This is a genomic window from Syntrophomonas wolfei subsp. methylbutyratica, assembly GCF_001570625.1.
GTDB classification, from domain to species: domain Bacteria; phylum Bacillota; class Syntrophomonadia; order Syntrophomonadales; family Syntrophomonadaceae; genus Syntrophomonas; species Syntrophomonas methylbutyratica.
The window spans coordinates 1-16162 of record NZ_BBQT01000024.1 but is presented as its reverse complement, the minus strand read 5'-3'; the positions used below and the strand labels follow the sequence as shown (position 1 = coordinate 16162).

16 protein-coding genes are annotated in these 16162 nt (G+C 46.4%); 6 read left to right on the top strand and 10 right to left on the bottom strand.

What is annotated here, in order from left to right:
* Window positions 1-43: 43 nt before the first annotated feature.
* Window positions 44-997 carry a GPR endopeptidase gene (gpr, locus tag AWB54_RS13570; RefSeq protein ID WP_061215141.1) on the top strand — a complete coding sequence of 318 codons (954 nt, stop codon included), beginning with the start codon at window positions 44-46 and terminating at the stop codon, window positions 995-997.
* Between the two features lie 137 nt (window positions 998-1134).
* Here gpr and AWB54_RS13565 read toward each other — a convergent pair whose 3' ends face one another.
* The 4 genes from AWB54_RS13565 to AWB54_RS13555 all read right to left on the bottom strand — a co-directional run bounded on the left by AWB54_RS13565 (window position 1135) and on the right by AWB54_RS13555 (window position 3714).
* On the bottom strand, window positions 1135-1338 hold the full coding sequence (locus AWB54_RS13565; RefSeq protein WP_061215140.1) for an alpha/beta-type small acid-soluble spore protein: 204 nt from the start codon (window positions 1336-1338) through the stop codon (window positions 1135-1137).
* Window positions 1339-1412: 74 nt separating this feature from the next.
* Window positions 1413-1526 (bottom strand): small, acid-soluble spore protein, alpha/beta type, encoded by a 114-nt coding sequence (locus tag AWB54_RS15780; RefSeq protein WP_153014744.1) that lies wholly within the window; start codon window positions 1524-1526, stop codon window positions 1413-1415.
* Window positions 1527-1695: 169 nt separating this feature from the next.
* On the bottom strand, window positions 1696-3336 hold the full coding sequence (locus tag AWB54_RS13560; RefSeq protein WP_061215139.1) for a DAK2 domain-containing protein: 1641 nt from the start codon (window positions 3334-3336) through the stop codon (window positions 1696-1698).
* 15 nt (window positions 3337-3351) lie between these two features.
* Entirely contained in the window at window positions 3352-3714 is a 363-nt protein-coding gene (locus AWB54_RS13555; protein WP_061215138.1) for an Asp23/Gls24 family envelope stress response protein, read from the bottom strand.
* Window positions 3715-3859: 145 nt separating this feature from the next.
* On the opposite strand from AWB54_RS13555, the gene rpmB reads away from it, so the two are divergent.
* Together rpmB and AWB54_RS16605 are read left to right on the top strand one after the other, a co-directional pair.
* Window positions 3860-4048 carry a 50S ribosomal protein L28 gene (gene rpmB / locus AWB54_RS13550; protein ID WP_011640184.1) on the top strand — a complete coding sequence of 63 codons (189 nt, stop codon included), beginning with the start codon at window positions 3860-3862 and terminating at the stop codon, window positions 4046-4048.
* 525 nt (window positions 4049-4573) lie between these two features.
* Entirely contained in the window at window positions 4574-5188 is a 615-nt protein-coding gene (locus AWB54_RS16605) for a 3D domain-containing protein (RefSeq protein WP_061215137.1), read from the top strand.
* Window positions 5189-5354: 166 nt separating this feature from the next.
* On the opposite strand, the gene AWB54_RS13540 is transcribed toward AWB54_RS16605, so the two are convergent.
* A complete protein-coding gene (locus AWB54_RS13540; protein WP_061215136.1) occupies window positions 5355-8882 on the bottom strand; it encodes an Ig-like domain-containing protein in 3528 nt (1175 codons plus the stop codon).
* 317 nt (window positions 8883-9199) lie between these two features.
* On the opposite strand from AWB54_RS13540, the gene AWB54_RS13535 reads away from it, so the two are divergent.
* The 3 genes from AWB54_RS13535 (at window position 9200) to AWB54_RS16745 (ending at window position 10084) form a co-directional block, all read left to right on the top strand.
* Window positions 9200-9424: a DUF1659 domain-containing protein gene (locus AWB54_RS13535; RefSeq protein ID WP_061215135.1), complete on the top strand. Its 225-nt coding sequence runs from the start codon at window positions 9200-9202 to the stop codon at window positions 9422-9424.
* A gap of 96 nt (window positions 9425-9520) precedes the next feature.
* Window positions 9521-9745: a DUF2922 domain-containing protein gene (locus AWB54_RS13530; protein ID WP_061215134.1), complete on the top strand. Its 225-nt coding sequence runs from the start codon at window positions 9521-9523 to the stop codon at window positions 9743-9745.
* Between the two features lie 117 nt (window positions 9746-9862).
* Window positions 9863-10084 (top strand): YvrJ family protein, encoded by a 222-nt coding sequence (locus AWB54_RS16745; protein WP_061215133.1) that lies wholly within the window; start codon window positions 9863-9865, stop codon window positions 10082-10084.
* A gap of 140 nt (window positions 10085-10224) precedes the next feature.
* Here AWB54_RS16745 and AWB54_RS13520 read toward each other — a convergent pair whose 3' ends face one another.
* The 5 genes from AWB54_RS13520 to AWB54_RS15775 form a co-directional block, all read right to left on the bottom strand.
* Window positions 10225-12882, bottom strand: coding sequence for an ABC transporter permease (locus AWB54_RS13520; protein WP_061215132.1), 2658 nt, complete (start codon window positions 12880-12882; stop codon window positions 10225-10227).
* 13 nt (window positions 12883-12895) lie between these two features.
* The gene (locus tag AWB54_RS13515) at window positions 12896-13564 is read right to left on the bottom strand and encodes an ABC transporter ATP-binding protein (RefSeq protein WP_061215131.1); all 669 of its coding nucleotides are present in this window, start codon (window positions 13562-13564) and stop codon (window positions 12896-12898) included.
* A 121-nt stretch (window positions 13565-13685) separates the two neighbouring features.
* Window positions 13686-14603: a sensor histidine kinase gene (locus tag AWB54_RS13510; protein WP_061215130.1), complete on the bottom strand. Its 918-nt coding sequence runs from the start codon at window positions 14601-14603 to the stop codon at window positions 13686-13688.
* Window positions 14596-15273, bottom strand: a complete 678-nt coding sequence (locus AWB54_RS13505; protein WP_061215129.1) for a response regulator transcription factor — start codon at window positions 15271-15273, stop codon at window positions 14596-14598. Before AWB54_RS13505 ends, AWB54_RS13510 begins: the two co-directional genes overlap by 8 nt.
* Before the next feature lie 356 nt (window positions 15274-15629).
* On the bottom strand, window positions 15630-15836 hold the full coding sequence (locus AWB54_RS15775) for a hypothetical protein (protein ID WP_153014743.1): 207 nt from the start codon (window positions 15834-15836) through the stop codon (window positions 15630-15632).
* Window positions 15837-16162: the final 326 nt, after the last annotated feature.

The window sequence follows — 16162 nt, the reverse complement described above, 5'->3', positions numbered from 1 at the left end:
ATTCCTTAAAAAACGGATAATAAACCCATAGGAGGTAGCCAATATGATAAACCGGGAATTTAATATCTATATAGACATGGCAATAGAAGCCCGTGATCTGGTAAGAGGTGCCGGCGATCAAGAAATACCTGGGGTAAAGGAAGATATTAAACAATTAAAAAACATCAAAATAACCACTATAACTGTTCTCGATCAAAATGGAGCCGAAAAATTGGGACGGCCTATCGGCAGTTATGTAACTATAGAATCTCCTCCTTTAAAGATAAATGACCCTTATGTTCGCGATGAGATAGTAGAAGCCATGGAAGAAAGCATGCACACTCTAATAGGAGAAAAGTTAAAACCCCAGGACACGGTCCTGCTGGTGGGATTGGGCAATTGGAGAGCCACCGCCGATGCCCTCGGTCCAAGATTTATCGAATACAGCCCCATTACCCGCCATTATCATAATTATGCCCCGGACGCTCTGGTCGAAGGAATGCGGCCTACTTGCGGCATATCCCCGGGAGTCCTGGGCATTACCGGCCTGGAAACTTTCGATGTTATAAAAGGGATAGTGGAAAAAGTTCAACCGGCCCTGCTGGTAGCGGTCGATGCCCTGGCAGCGCAGGATGTCAAACGTATCGGCACCAGTATTCAAATGTGCAATACCGGTATTCAACCTGGTTCCGGGGTGGGCAATGCGCGTCATGCCATTACCGAGCAAGAGCTGGGGGTACCGGTTATAGCCATCGGTTGTCCCACTATAGTTAATGCCGCCATAATCGCCAATGAAGCGGTAAAGAATTTCTGTTACAATATCGGTGCCCCGTTTAATGAAACTACCTCACTCGATGCGATTAAAGAAATACTCAGCCCCTTTGGAGGAAGCCTGGGAGTAACCCCAAAAGAAATAGATGAGATTATCGAAAACACCACCCGCATTATTTCCATGGGGGTAGCCCGCTCCCTCTTTCCGGGTATATCGGAAGAACAACTGCTGCTCTATGCTACTTAAAATGGAATAAGTCCCTCACGCTTATTCCATGAAAACAAGCGGATATATATTAATCCGCTTGTTAACAATAGTATAATTATTTAGTTTACCTTAGTTCGTTACTATTGGTATTTGGCAGGTTTAGGGTTATTTCGGCCTTAAACCTTGCCAGATGCCCTCTGCTGATAATCATAAATCATTTTCTTAACCATCTGTCCGCCGATGCTTCCTGCCTGCTTGGATGTCAGGTCTCCATTGTAACCCTGCTTCAAGCTAACACCAACTTCTCCAGCAGCTTCCATTTTGAAAGTATCCATAGCGGCTCTGGCCTGGGGAACTAAAAGCTGGTTGTTTCTAGCCATTTCGTTTCACCTCCTTTGCCTGGTGTAGTTTTATTTTTTCCCCGGACGAAACTAATATGCTAGAAGTATTTTCTTTACTTCTTAATATTTTTCTGCTTTTTTTCTACAGGTTTGGACAAGCCCATTTCCTGGCTAACTTCAAATTTGATTCGTTCCATAGCCTCTTTAGTATCCTTTTTGCTCTCCACTCTTTTTGCCTCCTTGATTAATAAGAAAAGAATCAGTTTTTATAACAAAAATTGGCGATAAAAAAACTACTAACCGCAAAGTTAGTAGTATTATGATGCTTAAAAAAAGATAATAATATTTTACCATATTTTTACTTATGCATTATATAGCCTAGCAAGCATTTAAACTTTATTCCACCGACAACAAGTAGCGGTAGTGAGGCTGCCCGCCATAATGAAGATCCACTTCACAATCCGGATAATTCTTGATTATTTGCTCTTTTAAACCATTAGCCTCTTCTTCGCTAACATCTTCCCCATAGAAGAAGGTAATCAACTCACTATCCTCATCAACCATTCTCTCCAAGAGCTTCAATACCGCCTCGCCGGCATTATCAGCCGTAACGCTTATTTCATCTTCTATGAGGCCAATAGTATCCCCGCTTTTTATTTCCAGGCCATTCAGTTGGGAATCCCTAACCGCATAGGTAACCTCGCCATATTTAACCTGTTTCATCTCTTCTATCATAGCCTGGGCCACATCCTCCAGAGCCAATTCAGGATTAAAAGCAATCAGAGCTGTAATAGCCTGCATTACCGATCTGCTGGGAACCACTGCCACCGGCTTATCGCTGAGCTGTTTGGCTTGTTCTGCGGCCATTATAATGTTGCTGTTATTAGGTAAAACAATCACATTGGGTGCCGGTACCTCTTTACAAGCATTTAATAGATCCTCAATACTCGGATTCATGGTTTGCCCACCTTCGACCACCACATCTACGCCCAGGTTCTGCAGTATTTGCACTACCCCTGATCCCGCTCCCACAGCTACCAGGCCTATATTCTTCAAGTTCTTGCTGGCTGCCGCCAGTTCCTCATTGAACCGGGTCCAGTTATCCCGATGCTCATGTACTTCTTCCAACATATTGTTAATCTTTATATCGGACAAGCTTCCCCATTGCAAGCAGGACTCCAGCACTTTCCCGGGATGATTGGAATGAATGTGAACTTTAACCAGCTCATCACCGCCCACCACCAGCATAGAATCACCCAGGGGAGCCAAATGCTCTTTTATCTCCGCGGGTTCGAGCTCCTTTCCCTTTATCAGGGTTTCGGTACAGTATTGAAAATCCAGGCTTAAAACTTCTTCAACCCGTTTATCCTGCCATCCCAACTCCACCTGTTTGTCGTAACTTTCCAGAATGATATCCTGGTTCTGAACCAATCCCTCCAGAACCCCTTCGAAGAAAATCATCAACCCCTGCCCGCCTGCATCTACCACCCCGGCTTCCTTCAGGATAGGCAGCATCATCGGTGTTTTCTGCAAGGTCTGGTGACCTGCCTTGATAGCTAGCAGCAGAGTCCTTACTATATCTGAATCCTTTTTCGCTTCGGCTTCAGCAGCCCGGGCCAGCTCCCGGATTACGGTCAGAATAGTTCCTTCCACCGGTTTCATTACCGCCTCATAAGCCGTATTGGCACCCGCTTTTAAGGCCTGAGCCAGATCCGTTGCCGCAGCTTGTTCTTTGCCCTCCATCAACCTGGCAAATCCACGAAAAACCTGGGACAAAATTACCCCGGAATTGCCCCGTGCGCCCATCAAGGAACCGGTGGAAATAGCTTTGGCCACGGTGGCCAAAGACTGCCCCCTGGCCTTTTCGCCTTCTTTTACCGCTGACAAAAGGGTTAAATACATATTGGTACCCGTATCTCCATCCGGTACCGGAAACACATTCAAAGCATCTACCCGGTCTCGCTCATGCTCCAGCTTTATACAACCTGATTTAACCGCCCTTATCAGGTCGTTGCCATCAATCTTTAGCAAACTCAAATCTAATATCCTCCCCTATTTCCCCGTCACGACTTTTATCCCTTTTACATTAACATTGACCGCTGCTACTTTCAAACCAGTATTATTCTGGACAACATAGGCTACTTTCTGAATAACATTACTGGCTACTTCACTGATCTTGATACCATAGCCCACAATAACATAAACATCGATAATCAAACCGTCTTCACTGGAGCGAACCAGCACCCCTTTGCGGATCGATTCCAGCCCTAGAATACTGGTAATTCCACTCTGCCAGTCAATGGGAACCATGCCCACCAATCCATAACAATCCACCGTTGCCAGGCCGGCAATAGTTTCAATAACTTCCTTTTCCATATCAATATCACCTAATTCACTAGTCTTGATTTTAATCATTTATGTCCCTCCTAACACGGATTCTTTTGCCAAGTTACCAGTATAATCTTAATTCTACAAGCCAATTATTATTCCTTCTTCTTGCCCTTTACTAGCTCTTTTGGTACAATGTTTAGGTGCACGGTTTAAGAGAGGGGGCAAAATAATGGCCAAATGTGATATTTGCGGGAAAGGCGTGGGCTTTGGAAAAAAGTACAGCCACTCCCATATAAGAACCAACCGTCAATGGAAACCCAATATTCAGCCAGTCAAAGCAATAGTTGACGGAACACCCAAAAAAATATATGTCTGCACCCGTTGCCTGCGTTCCGGCAAAGTCGAACGCGCCATCTAAGTTTACCTGAGAGAATTTCACTTTTATAACCAAGGGGACGGTTCTTGTGGCTGGCGAGACAAGCAGCCAGAAGAATCGTCCCTTTGTTTATTCCTTGTGACAGCTGAGACAAACAGGCAAGAGAACCGTCCCCTTGCCTGCCCAGAAAATACCTGAACCCATTTATAGACTAATTATAACCATTTAGCCGCCCTTCCATAATTTTCTCCAGGCTCGCTGCCAGCGGGCGCAGTCTCGCCAAATTCCTCTTTTCCGGCGACCTTTCCCCAATAAAGATGAGTTTTTACATCACTGCTAATAGACGGCATTCTTTGCCGCAATATACCATCACCCTGTTTATCTCACTATTCTGCCGGATAATTTACAATACCTTGTCCCACTTTCCAAAGATTCTGTCATGTCCTAATCACAGCTTTCTCCTGCCGTTTGAAGTGTTCTAACGCTATAAACTAAAATCTGCTTATACGGCGGGGAGATTTTTTCTTAAATAGTTAAGAAAGGCCGCCAATAGTGAAAGGAGGAATTATGCACTTAGTAAAGCGAGTATTGATTATGTCAGTCATTTTGTCGGGAGTCTTGCTATTGTACAGCAATGATGCAATGGCGGCTGAACCCAATCTGCAGTGGGGTTCCAGAGGAAATGCAGTAGTTGAATTACAGAAAACTCTGAATAATCAGGGCTTCTGGTGTGGAGCAGCAGACGGAATCTTCGGTGCTAAAACCTATAATGCAGTTATTAACTTTCAAAAAAGCAAAAAGCTCCAGGTTGATGGAATCGTAGGTCCTCAATCCAGACAAGCCCTGGGACTATCCACAGCAACCCCGAGCTATACCCAGGTCTCCCGAGGAGGAGAAAGAACCCTTAGCATGGTAACAACCGGCTATTGTCCCTGCGCCAAATGCAATTATCCATATGGCGGACAACCCTCTTACTTAGGCTACCCGCTGGCCCGCGGCATCATAGCAGTGGACCCCCATGTCATACCCATGGGCACCCGGCTCTATGTCGAAGGCTATGGCAGCGGTATTGCGGCTGACCAGGGCAACGCCATCAAAGGCAACCGGCTCGATCTCTTCTTCGATACCCACCAGGAAGCCCTGAAATGGGGAATAAGAACCGTCAAAGTCACCATCCTCTAACCCTATAAAGACATGACAGGGGAGAGCATCCCCTGTCATGTTAATTTTTCCACGATTTAATTTACCCCATCCCAAGCTCAGGAACCGCAGCCACAAGGTACAGTTGCTAGTGGCTGATGCACAAGATAAACGAAAAGTTCCCCCTGTCTCATCATGGCGTTGCTGGTTAATCGTAAAAAGTAATGCTGATAGGCCCGGTTGTTAAATCTGCAGTTGCACCGGTCACCGCATCCTTGCCTATGGTGAAGTATAGATTGTCAATGCTGTCATTGGCGCCATGGTTGGTGGCCTGGCCGTCAATATAGATATACAAGCAATTATCACTATGCTCTATACCGGAAACAAAAAGACCAAACGGCATGTTTTCGTATACAATATCACTTACGCTTATGTCATCTATAAAAGTGCCGTTGGCTATTTCTATATTAATAAATGCAGTATCAGGGTCAAGAATACCCGGGCTATTCGGGCCTTCATACAAAATAGTGGGGCTTACACTATACACATAAGCACCGACCGATGGAGCTTCTATCGTATAGCTAAAGCTTACAACATCACTATCTGCCATACCCTCTTTCTCCGCATAAGCCATTATTGTAGTGTTAGTAGAAATCGTAATTGCTCCGTTAAATATCATCCGGGTCCCACTGGTTCTCGGATCACTACCATCAATGGTACAGAAGATGATGGCACCGCTGGTCTCACTAGACAGGCTAACGCTCTGGGCTGTGGAATAGGTGCCAGCAGGCGGATTTGCAATTGGTGGATCAAGTTGGGGCAGCGATATAGCTTTTACTGTAAGAAGCAAGCATACCGCAGAAGCATATCCCTGTACCTGGCCGCTAAAGCTAAAGTTCCCTGCCACATCAGTATTGACTGTGGATGGGGTCCAACTTATTGCCACTTGCTTCGTGCTATCATCACTCATCAAAGCCGCTACCTGCGTGGGCAGGGTGAAGCTTTCACCAACATTTATTTCGACTTCTATATTATTTATCTTCTTTATGCTTAGCGGTGGTGGTGGCGGCGGAGGTATTGCTTTTACTATAAGAAGCAGGCTTACTTCGGAAGTATATCCCTCTACCTGGCCGCTAAAGCTAAAGATCCCTGCCACATCAGTATTAACTGTGGACGGAGTCCAACTTATATCCACTTCCTTCGTGCTGTCGTCACTCATCAAAGCCTCTACCTGCGCGGGCAGGGTGAAGCTGTCACCAACTTTTATTTGAACTTTTATATCATCTATTTTCTTTATGCTTACACGCGGCTCTATCTTTAGCTTCAGTTTTACTGTTTTGCTGTAGCCTTCTACCGTGCCTTCGAATTCGTAATTCCCCGCTTTGCTGCTGTCTACGCCGGATGGGGTCCAACTTATATCCACTTCCTGCGTGCTGTCGTCACTCATCAAAGCCTCTACCTGCGTGGGCAGGGTGAAGCTGTCACCAACTTTTATATCAACTTTTATATCATCTATTTTCTTTATGCTTACACCCGGTTCTATCTTTAGCTTCAGTTTTACGGTTTTGCTGTAGCCTTCTACCGTACCTTCGAATTCGTAATTCCCCGCTTTGCTGCTGTCTACGCTGGATGGGGTCCAACTTATTGCCACTTCCTGCGTGCTGTCGTCACTCATCAAAGCCTCAACCTGCGCGGGCAGGGTGAAGCTGTCACCAACTTTTATCTCAACTTTTATATCATCTATCTTCTTTATGCTTACACGCGGCTTTACGTTAATTGTCAGTTTTACTGTTCCGCTATAGCCTGCTACTGTACCATTTATTATTACTATTCCCGGTTGGCCGGTGTCAATATTATCGATATCCCAGTTTATCTCCACCTGCCGGCTATTACCATCTTCTAATATAGCCGTAACACTTGCCGGCAGTTCAAAGGGCTGTTCTTCTTCCACAGTAGCATTCAGATTATCTATCCTGGCTATAGGAGAAGAAGACTCTACGGTTAGAGTCAATGTTACCGTAGCAGCATAACCGGCTACAGTTCCATTTAGGATTATCACTCCAGTATTGCTGGTATCAGGGCTATTGTTGTCCCAGCTAATCGCCACCTGTTGGCTAGTGCCGTTAGTCATGACAGCGGTCACAGTGGCCGGTGGCTGATAGCTCTGTCCTTTTATTACATTAGCACTAATATTGGCTATGCTCTGGATCGAGGGTGGATTTCCCCCCGAACCGCCGCCGGAGCCGCCGCCGCCACCTCCACCGCCGGAGCCGCCCGGACCAGGGCCGGGAACGTTCGGACCAGGGCCGGGAACGCCGCCACTACTTCCACTACCGCCGGAATTGCTTTGCTGTATCCACTGTTGTACATTCTGGAATAGTTGTTGTTGCTGCAGTGTCATAGGTCCCGGAGGTTGAGGAGGAGCTCCCGACTGATTAAATCCGCTGCTCTGCCCTCCAGTAAGGTTTACGGTACCGCCTCCGCCGCTAAGTTCGGCATTTCCGCTTAGGCAACTCACATTGCACCGGCCATCACTGCCAATGCTTATCATTATAATAGTTCCTCTTACTGCCGCTACACCATAGGGCATATCTACTTTGACCTTTACTTTTTTCTGTTGGGCCGTTTTATACCACGGAGGAATACTTTGCTCTGCTGCAGCTATATAGCGGCTGCTATCGCCAGCTGCCAAAAGGGTAGTTAAACCGGTAGTTTTATTTTCCTCTGCCTTTTCCTGACCGGGCTCGGCAGCTATTGTGGCCAGAGCAGTAAATACTAAACCTTTATCTATCTTATAATTAAGCCAATCCACCGCCACACTGGGGCTGCCATCTTTCATAATGTAGCTTCGCCCCCGGCTGTCAATTATGCTGATAACACTATTCTCTTTCATTAATATACTGCTGCCATCAGGATAATTAATAACAGCACTGCCGCCGGATCCACTTTCAATAATATCTCCCTTTACAATTATCTCGTTCTTCTCTATTTTACGGCTCTGCCCGGCTCTTTTCAGAATAATCTCTCCGCTTTCCACTACGAGCTTTCCCTTTAACTCGCAAGCATAGTGGTCGGGGTCCTGAGTCAAGAGCATTCCCAAAGCACGACACATTTCCTGCCGGCTGAAAGGACTATCCGGCAGAAACTTTTTGCCACTGCTATCCAATCCCACCATCTCAGCCGCCAGTCCGGTGGCTATATGCCGTGCAGCCCAATGCTCATGGTTGACATCTTCAATTTGCGGCAAGGAAGCCCGGTTCATATCCTGCTTGCTCAGCCTTAATACCAGGCTTATACCCTGAGCGCGGCTGAGCTTTTCTTCCGGCTGAAAACTGCCATCGGGGTAGCCCTTTATATAACCAGCCTTAACACAACTGTCGATATAGGTAGCCGCCCAGTGATCCTTTCCCACATCCTTGAAGCTCATTTCGCTGGCGGGACTGATCTCAAGCCCCATAGCCTTTACCAGTATTACAGCAGCCTGAGCCCGGTTCAAGCTTTCTTCCGGCTGAAAACTGCCATCGGGAAAACCAGCGATTATCCCCCGTTGGCTGAGGTATTTTATGTAATTGAAGTTAGGATTGCTGTTGCTCAGATCGCTGTAAACCTTATCTTCACTGCCGTTTCCCATAATATCGGCTGCAGATACTGGAGCAGTAAGCAGGAAAACAGAAAAAAAGCTGATTACCATAAAAACCATCAATTCTGGTATTAGAGAGACTTTTCTTACATTCATCCTTATTCCTCCTGACTGGAAACTACATTAATAAAATCCTTATTTTACTTTATAGCATAAAAAAATTGCAATAACAAGGAATAAACACAATTAAGGAAATAAACGCAAACCCTAATTCTTTTCTAAGGATTTTTGCAAATTCAGCCACTTTTCTGCCTGAAAAATTATATTCGTTATCTTTACCGGGTTAGAAGTAGATTTTTCGATGTAAATAGAAGCCGCTTTTTGATTTTAGCTATTTTCTATTTACACCTCACCTTCACTTAAACTGCTATTGAAAGCAGCTTTCAATCCCAAGAAGAAGGAGGTGAAGAAAAATGGCAGTAACGACTACTTCATTATCCAGTGACCTGGTGCTGGTGATGGATGCCGGCACCGGTGCCTCCGGACAACCCCTCAGCAAGAACCGGATATTCAAGAATGTAAAAACCAGCGCCACTAATGAAGATGTTTACGCAGTAGCCCAGACCCTGGTTGGACTGCAGAGCAAGACCAACAACGCTATTCAGCGCAGGGACATTGTAGAGCTGGAAGAGGTTTAAGCCTGACCATTCTTCAAGTGAACAAGCCGATTAAAACTGGATAGTGAAGCAGCTTATCCAGTGAAGCAAAAGTAAAAAGGAAAGGAGGAGATGAGGATGGCAGCGCAGAGAATCCTGGAAATGGCCTTCAACACCCAACTGGGAAAAACCCAGCGCATCAGAGTCTATGATGCGAAAGACCCCATAACCGGAGCTGAAGTCGCCGCAGCGATGGAGGATATCATCGCCAAGAACATCTTTACCAGTACCAGCGGCAACCTGACCGGCAAGATAGATGCCCGGCTGCTTACTACCGATAGCTCAGACCTGAGCCTGGCCTAGATAAAAATGATTCTCCCGGGCGGGTGGGCCAGTCCCACCCGCCTCATTTATCCCAAGCAAGCTAAGCAGGGGGAGGAAGCCTCTCCCCAAACAAACCCTATGAAAGGAGGAATCACCATGAGTGAGTTTTTGGAAGTTGTCGGTAACGTCGGTTTCCCTATAGCCGTATCCGTCTACCTGCTGATCCGCGTGGAAAACAAACTGGGCGAACTTACCGCTGCCATTGGTGAACTGCGAGAGGCCATTATCCTTCTACCTCATGAAAAATACTGGCCAGCGACTCCCACCATGCCTTCCTTCCCGAGCAGCGGGCAGCCGGCCAAGCAGGAATACCTGTAAGAACGCAGAACCAGAGGAGGGGGGTCTTTTGTGCTTCGGAGCACAGAAGACCCCCCTCCTCTGGTTCATAGCATTGCCATCATCATCCTATTCCAGTACCGCCGCCAGAGCATCCCAACTGCCGATATCACTCCAGCCGGCTATTCCGTTTCCCTCAGACGCTCAACAACGGAGCGTTTGGAAACAACGCGGTACACCGTCAGCGGCACGACAATGCCGAGCACTGTAAAAATCGGCGCGACGGATAGGATGGGTAAAACCGTAAAGCGATAGGTAAAGAACCAAAACATACTGGCCAGTACATTGGATAGTAACGGACCGGCAGCAATGCTGAGCAAAAGAGACACTGCCACAGCGCCCAGCGCATAATACAGTCCCTCCCACGTCAACATGGCTTTGAGTTGCTTACCGGTCATGCCGATGGACTGGAGCATGGCAAGCTCACGGCGACGGGTTATAATGCCTGTCAGAATCGCGTTGAGAAAATTGAGCACACCTACAAGTCCGATGATAAAGCTCAGCACGCCGCCCAACATCAGGAACATATTCCGGAAAGAGTCAAATTCCGCCGCATAAGTTGATTTGCTCTCATAGTCCAGTTGCGGCATCTGCTTATTCGTCAAATCATATAGAAAAGCCTCCATGTCGCCAGTACGCTCATCGCTGACATCGCAAGCGTAATACATGATATTGCTGGTACCGCTGTCTTGAATAAATCTCTGGTCATTCATAATGAACTCATCGGTGCCATAATAGCGATAACTTAGGGAATGCGGTATAATGATCAGTGCCGCCACTTGATAATCAATGTCCTGATAATTTTTTGCGCGGTGCCGGTAAGGTTGGTCATCGGGAATATTATCGGGGTCAAGAATCTTGCCTGATTTGGGATCATAATATTCGTACTTTTCCACATAACGCAAGGTAACGGTATCGCCAAGCTTTGCCCAGTGGGAATCCATCTTGGCATTGCCGTAGTCGTCGTCGGAGTAAACAGCCGCAACATAGCGTCCTCCCGGTTCGTGGAGCTTGGACAAATCGCCTTGCAGCACCCGGAGTTTGTCAAGGACATAGCGCTCCATCCCGTAAAGCTGTACCCGCTCGGCCAGCAATCCTTCCTCATTTTTCTCCGTAAAGGTAACCGCACGATCCAGTGCTTCTTTATCGTTCCATTTACCGTATAACGCCCGATAATAGTCTTCGGTGACAAATTCCTCCACCGGGCTGCTTTTGCCGTATACACGACCTCCGGCTTCAACACCGGATTGGGATTCCAGACTGGAGAGAACCTCTTCCGACAAAGCGCGGTCACCACCCCAGAAATTCCCTGTCTGAAAGTAGCTTGAATCCGCCACAATAAAATCCGAAACCACATTAGCCAGATATTTATCCATATCAAAGCCGTTTGTAAAGGTTACTGTCATATTGAGCAGCAGCACCGCCAGCGAGAGTGAAGCCACTGTTATTGCTGTCTTGCTGCGGTTACGCCCCAGGTTCGCCCATGCCATCCCAGGCAGTGACGCGCCTGACTGTGCTTTGCGTATCGTCTTGTTATACGCCGTCCCCTCGCTGTAACGCACAGCCTCTATAGGGGATACCCTTGCCGCCATACGGCCGGGTCTCCGGCAAGAGATCATCACTGTAAACAGAGCGAAGAGCGCCGAGCCGATAAAAATCAGCGGGCTTGCCGACACCGCATCCTCCACCACCCCGTTGAGCCGAGACAAGATCACAGGGGTCAGCTTGATGCCAATCCAATAGCCAGTCAAGAGTCCCAGAGGAATGCCTATTATGGACAACACCAGCGCCTGCTGGCGGATGATGCGCCGCAGCTGCCGCCCCGTAGTGCCGATGGTTTTAAGCAGGCCGTAGAAGCGAATATCGTTTGAAACGGAGATCTGAAATACATTATAGATAATCAGATAGCCTGTAAAGACAATGATCAGCAGAAGACCTATGATTGCGATAACGGTTATGGGGTCTATGTTGTCAGCAAGCTGTGAGCCGGTGTAACCCCAATTGACGCCAATTTGAATGTAGTTGTCTCCCAAAGAACGGCTTTCATTTTGATAACCGTAATTTGTCAGAATTTCATTGAGATCCTGTTCGATGTGCAGTGAGCTGCCCAGCATGACATCCATATTCCATGAACCGGTCATGCCGTCCTTGCCGATGCCACTGCCAATGCCAACTTGATCAAAGATGGCCTGCGCACGGCTGTGGGGAATGAGAACATGGTTGGCGACAATTGCCTCGTCATATTTCCACCAGCCGCTCAAGACAAAGGTTTCCGTTATCTCTATGCCATCCACATCAAAGGTCATGGTAAACTTGTTTCCCAAAACCGGTTCAATGCCCAGCAGTTCCAACACCCGCGTATCGGTAGCGGCTTCATTGGTGCCCTCGGCAGGCAAACGACCTTCCCCAGGATTGCAGTACATCCAGTGCGCCTGCATTGCATCACTGTAGCCGATCTCCACATGGGATTTGTTGAACGGCACACCGTCCGGCGTACCCACAAAGCGACGCAGCCCATATTGATTGATGAGAGGATCGGTTTTTATCTCATCAAACTGTTCGTGAGTCAAATACTTAAAGGTCCCATGCGCCCAGCCTCCTGTCTGTCGGAAGTTGGCCTGCTGGACGGAATGGTTGATGGATAGCAGCACCGTAAACAGGGAAGTAAACAGTAGGGCAGTTAACGCAATGGCAAGAATAGCAATGAGGTTTCTAGTTCTCGCCGCTTTCATGCTTTTCATACTCAGTTGGCGAATATATTTTTTGTTGGCTACATTCATGCTCCACACCTCCTTATCGGGCAACGATCAAACCGTCCTCGATGCGGACAATGCGGTCGGCCAGCTGGGCAATTTCTTCGTTGTGCGTAATCATTACAATGGTTTGAACAAATTTCTGACTTGTGATCTTAAGCAGACCAAGCACATCCTGGCTGGTCTTGGAATCCAGATTGCCAGTGGGTTCATCCGCTAAAATAATCGCGGGTTTTGCAGCCAAAGCACGTGCAATAGCGACCCGCTGCTGCTGCCCGCCCGAGAGGTTATTGGGCAGGTTTTGCAGTTTGGACTTAAGCCCCAGCGTTTCGATGATGCTTTCCACATAAGCAGCATCCGGCGAGTTACCATCTAACTGAATAGGCAATACGATGTTTTCATAAACGTTAAGCACAGGAACCAAATTATAATTCTGGAACACAAATCCGATCTTGCGGCGGCGAAAGATGGTCAGCTCTTCATCCTTCAGCGAAAAGATGTCCTTGCCGTCAACCGTAACCGTACCGTTTGTGGGGCGGTCCAGCCCGCCCAGCATATGCAGAAGCGTGCTTTTGCCGCTGCCTGATGTGCCAACGACAGCCACAAATTCTCCTTTTTCCACCTGCAGGTTAACACCAGCGAGAGCATGAACAGCGTTTTCCCCGGCACCGTATATCTTTTTTAAATTACGGGTCTGTAAAATGGTCATGATTAGAGATTAGATACCTCCCCAGATAAAGTTTGCATGTATCGCTACAATACAGACTTTATCATACGTTTCTTTCCAGAATCTTTCCGGCGGACAAGCAATTCTAACAGTTTTGTAAGAATTAAGCCTTTCGAGGCAGAAACATCGAAAATACAGAACCGCCACCCAAAGATGACGCAACTTTTATGTATCCACCCTGCTCCGCTAAAATTTGGCGGGTCAGGTACAAACCGATTCCTACGCCGTCCTGTTCGCTGACAGACGGGGAGCGATAAAAGCGTGAAAATACTTTTGCCTGCTCTTGTTCCGAAATCCCGATGCCGGTATCGGCTACATCAATACGGCAAAATAGATCGTATTCCTTGGCTGAAATCTGTATCCTGCCGTCTGCTGGCGTGTATTTTATGGAATTATCCACCAGATTGCCCAGCGCTTCTACCGTCCATTTATAATCAAATACCGCATAAGCATCAGTAGTATTTATGGTCAACTGAATCTCCTTTTGCGCTGTTTTTGCCGCGAACTGTTCCGCCATTTCCCTCAGCATAGGGGCAATGGCGTTTGAAATCGGATGAAGTGTAAAAACCCCTGTTTCCAGTCTTGATAATTTTACCAATGAAGCAATCAAAAAGCTTAGCTTTTCGGCTTGTCCCCGTAAGGCAGTAACACATTCTATACTTTCTTTCGGTGGTTCCTGTTCCTCCAAGAGTTGTGCATAGAGCAGAATGTTGGCAATCGGTGTTTTTGTCTGATGAGAGATATCTGCTAACAGTTCCTTAATCTTTTCTTTCTCTGCTGTTAAATTGCGTGCCGATACCGCGGAGGCGGTCAGATATCGGTTCAATCTGCTCTCCACCGCAGATAGTAGGCTTTCATTAAAACTATGTTCCGTAAAGCTTCCGTCCAGTGCACTATCCAACATTCGGTTAAGGGTTTTTAAAATATTCCTGGTTTTATGCTGTTGAAGCAGTACAGCTGCCAAGCACAGCAGAATAGCTGCCAAGGCAATGACAAATAGGCCAAGATTACATTCATTCATCCTGTTTCACCACCCATATATAGCCCAAACCGTAAATTGTTTTTATATACTGTGCCGCATCCAGTTTGTCCCGCAGACGCTTAACAGTGACTGAAAGCGCGTTTTCGTCCACAAAATCAGCGCCATCTGTCCAAATGCGGTCCATTAAGACCGCCCGACTTATGGTTACACCTCGGTTTTCCACCAGCAAACGAAGAAGTTTTTGTTCTGTTTTACTTAACTCCACCGCAGTATCCGCCTTAAAGAATTCCATATGCGCAAAATCAAACCGATAGCTGTCAATGACTACGGACTTTTGTTCATTCACGGCGAGGCGTCGCAGTTGGGTCTTTACTCTGGCACGAAGAATCTCCAAACTAAAGGGCTTTGTGATATAATCGTCTGCACCATGCTCCAAGCCCATAACCACATCCATCTCGGTATCGTTGGCAGTTAACAGAATCACCGGAATAGATTTGCTCCCGCCTTTTATTTCACCAAGCAGCTCCAGCCCGCTACCGTCGGGAAGATTGATGTCAAGCAAGACCAACTCCGTCATACCGCAGGCCAGTTGTTCACGGGCAGATTTTAAATCAAAACATGGAACAATTTGAAGTTCCTGATTTCTTAAAGCAAGGCATAAGCCCCGGCTAAGATTGCGGTCATCTTCGACAATTAATACTTGTCTCATATGTTCCCTCCTATTTCATTCTCTGCTGTTCCAGTTCCTCACATTCGCCATCGGAAGTATTGCCCATCACAGCCCCCATCTACATTAAATCCCAAATAAATCCCAAATGCATATCATATTTTAGCAAATATGATATGCATTTTACTTTGATTGCCATAAAAAAATTGAACCTTTCAATAGGTTCACACGAATTTGCCGATTTCGGTAACCGGCAATACTATCCTTATATTATTTTCACTTACATCAAAATCCGGTTTTGATATGCTGTGGATATATTGCTCAATTATTCTCGCTATCCCTTCCAAACTTTTCTATAATATCTAATCTATAAAAGACCCCGGCTATTATAGGGTTTCTTAACACATCAATTCCTGAAAAAGCGATATCATTCCTATCCGCCAATAATTCCCCGTGATGTTGTAATATCCATCTTTGTTAAATAAATTTAAAGTCTTTAAAATATCCAAGTTTATTTTTTCTATACCAGCCTTTTCTTTTAACCCAGATTCTAATATGGTAAAGCTTAAATCTTGAGAAGATGCTTTTCTCTCCTCGTAATCCATATTTATTCCTTCTATAGCTAACCTTCGCAGTTCAGATCTATCTACCTCTACAATAGAAGTATCAGATCTTTTATAAGCCTTCCCTTGGTAATAATAGGGTGTATCTTTACCATAGACGCAAACCCTGACCACCCGCCAAAACAACTGATATCAATTCCTTCTCCCCCCTTTATCTGAGGGACAAGGGGACAGTGGACCTGTCCGAAACCACTGAAAAAGTCCGGGAAAAGTCCGATAAAAACATAAAAAGCATACCCGCCTATAGTATAATTAAGTTAGCACAACCAAACAACACCAGAGGGGGAATGCTTTTCATGTTAGTTGAA

Excerpts from the sequence above, each read along its gene's own strand:
- AWB54_RS15775 (WP_153014743.1), bottom strand. The coding sequence starts at position 15,836 with ATGGATTACGAGGAGAGAAAAGCATCTTCTCAAGATTTAAGCTTTACC.
- gpr (WP_061215141.1), top strand. The coding sequence starts at position 44 with ATGATAAACCGGGAATTTAATATCTATATAGACATGGCAATAGAAGCC.
- AWB54_RS13530 (WP_061215134.1), top strand. The coding sequence starts at position 9,521 with ATGGCAGCGCAGAGAATCCTGGAAATGGCCTTCAACACCCAACTGGGA.
- AWB54_RS13555 (WP_061215138.1), bottom strand. The coding sequence starts at position 3,714 with ATGATTAAAATCAAGACTAGTGAATTAGGTGATATTGATATGGAAAAG.
- AWB54_RS13510 (WP_061215130.1), bottom strand. The coding sequence starts at position 14,603 with ATGAATGAATGTAATCTTGGCCTATTTGTCATTGCCTTGGCAGCTATT.
- AWB54_RS13515 (WP_061215131.1), bottom strand. The coding sequence starts at position 13,564 with ATGACCATTTTACAGACCCGTAATTTAAAAAAGATATACGGTGCCGGG.
- AWB54_RS16745 (WP_061215133.1), top strand. The coding sequence starts at position 9,863 with ATGAGTGAGTTTTTGGAAGTTGTCGGTAACGTCGGTTTCCCTATAGCC.
- AWB54_RS13505 (WP_061215129.1), bottom strand. The coding sequence starts at position 15,273 with ATGAGACAAGTATTAATTGTCGAAGATGACCGCAATCTTAGCCGGGGC.
- AWB54_RS13565 (WP_061215140.1), bottom strand. The coding sequence starts at position 1,338 with ATGGCTAGAAACAACCAGCTTTTAGTTCCCCAGGCCAGAGCCGCTATG.
- AWB54_RS13540 (WP_061215136.1), bottom strand. The coding sequence starts at position 8,882 with ATGAATGTAAGAAAAGTCTCTCTAATACCAGAATTGATGGTTTTTATG.
- AWB54_RS13535 (WP_061215135.1), top strand. The coding sequence starts at position 9,200 with ATGGCAGTAACGACTACTTCATTATCCAGTGACCTGGTGCTGGTGATG.
- AWB54_RS13520 (WP_061215132.1), bottom strand. The coding sequence starts at position 12,882 with ATGAATGTAGCCAACAAAAAATATATTCGCCAACTGAGTATGAAAAGC.
- AWB54_RS16605 (WP_061215137.1), top strand. The coding sequence starts at position 4,574 with ATGCACTTAGTAAAGCGAGTATTGATTATGTCAGTCATTTTGTCGGGA.
- rpmB (WP_011640184.1), top strand. The coding sequence starts at position 3,860 with ATGGCCAAATGTGATATTTGCGGGAAAGGCGTGGGCTTTGGAAAAAAG.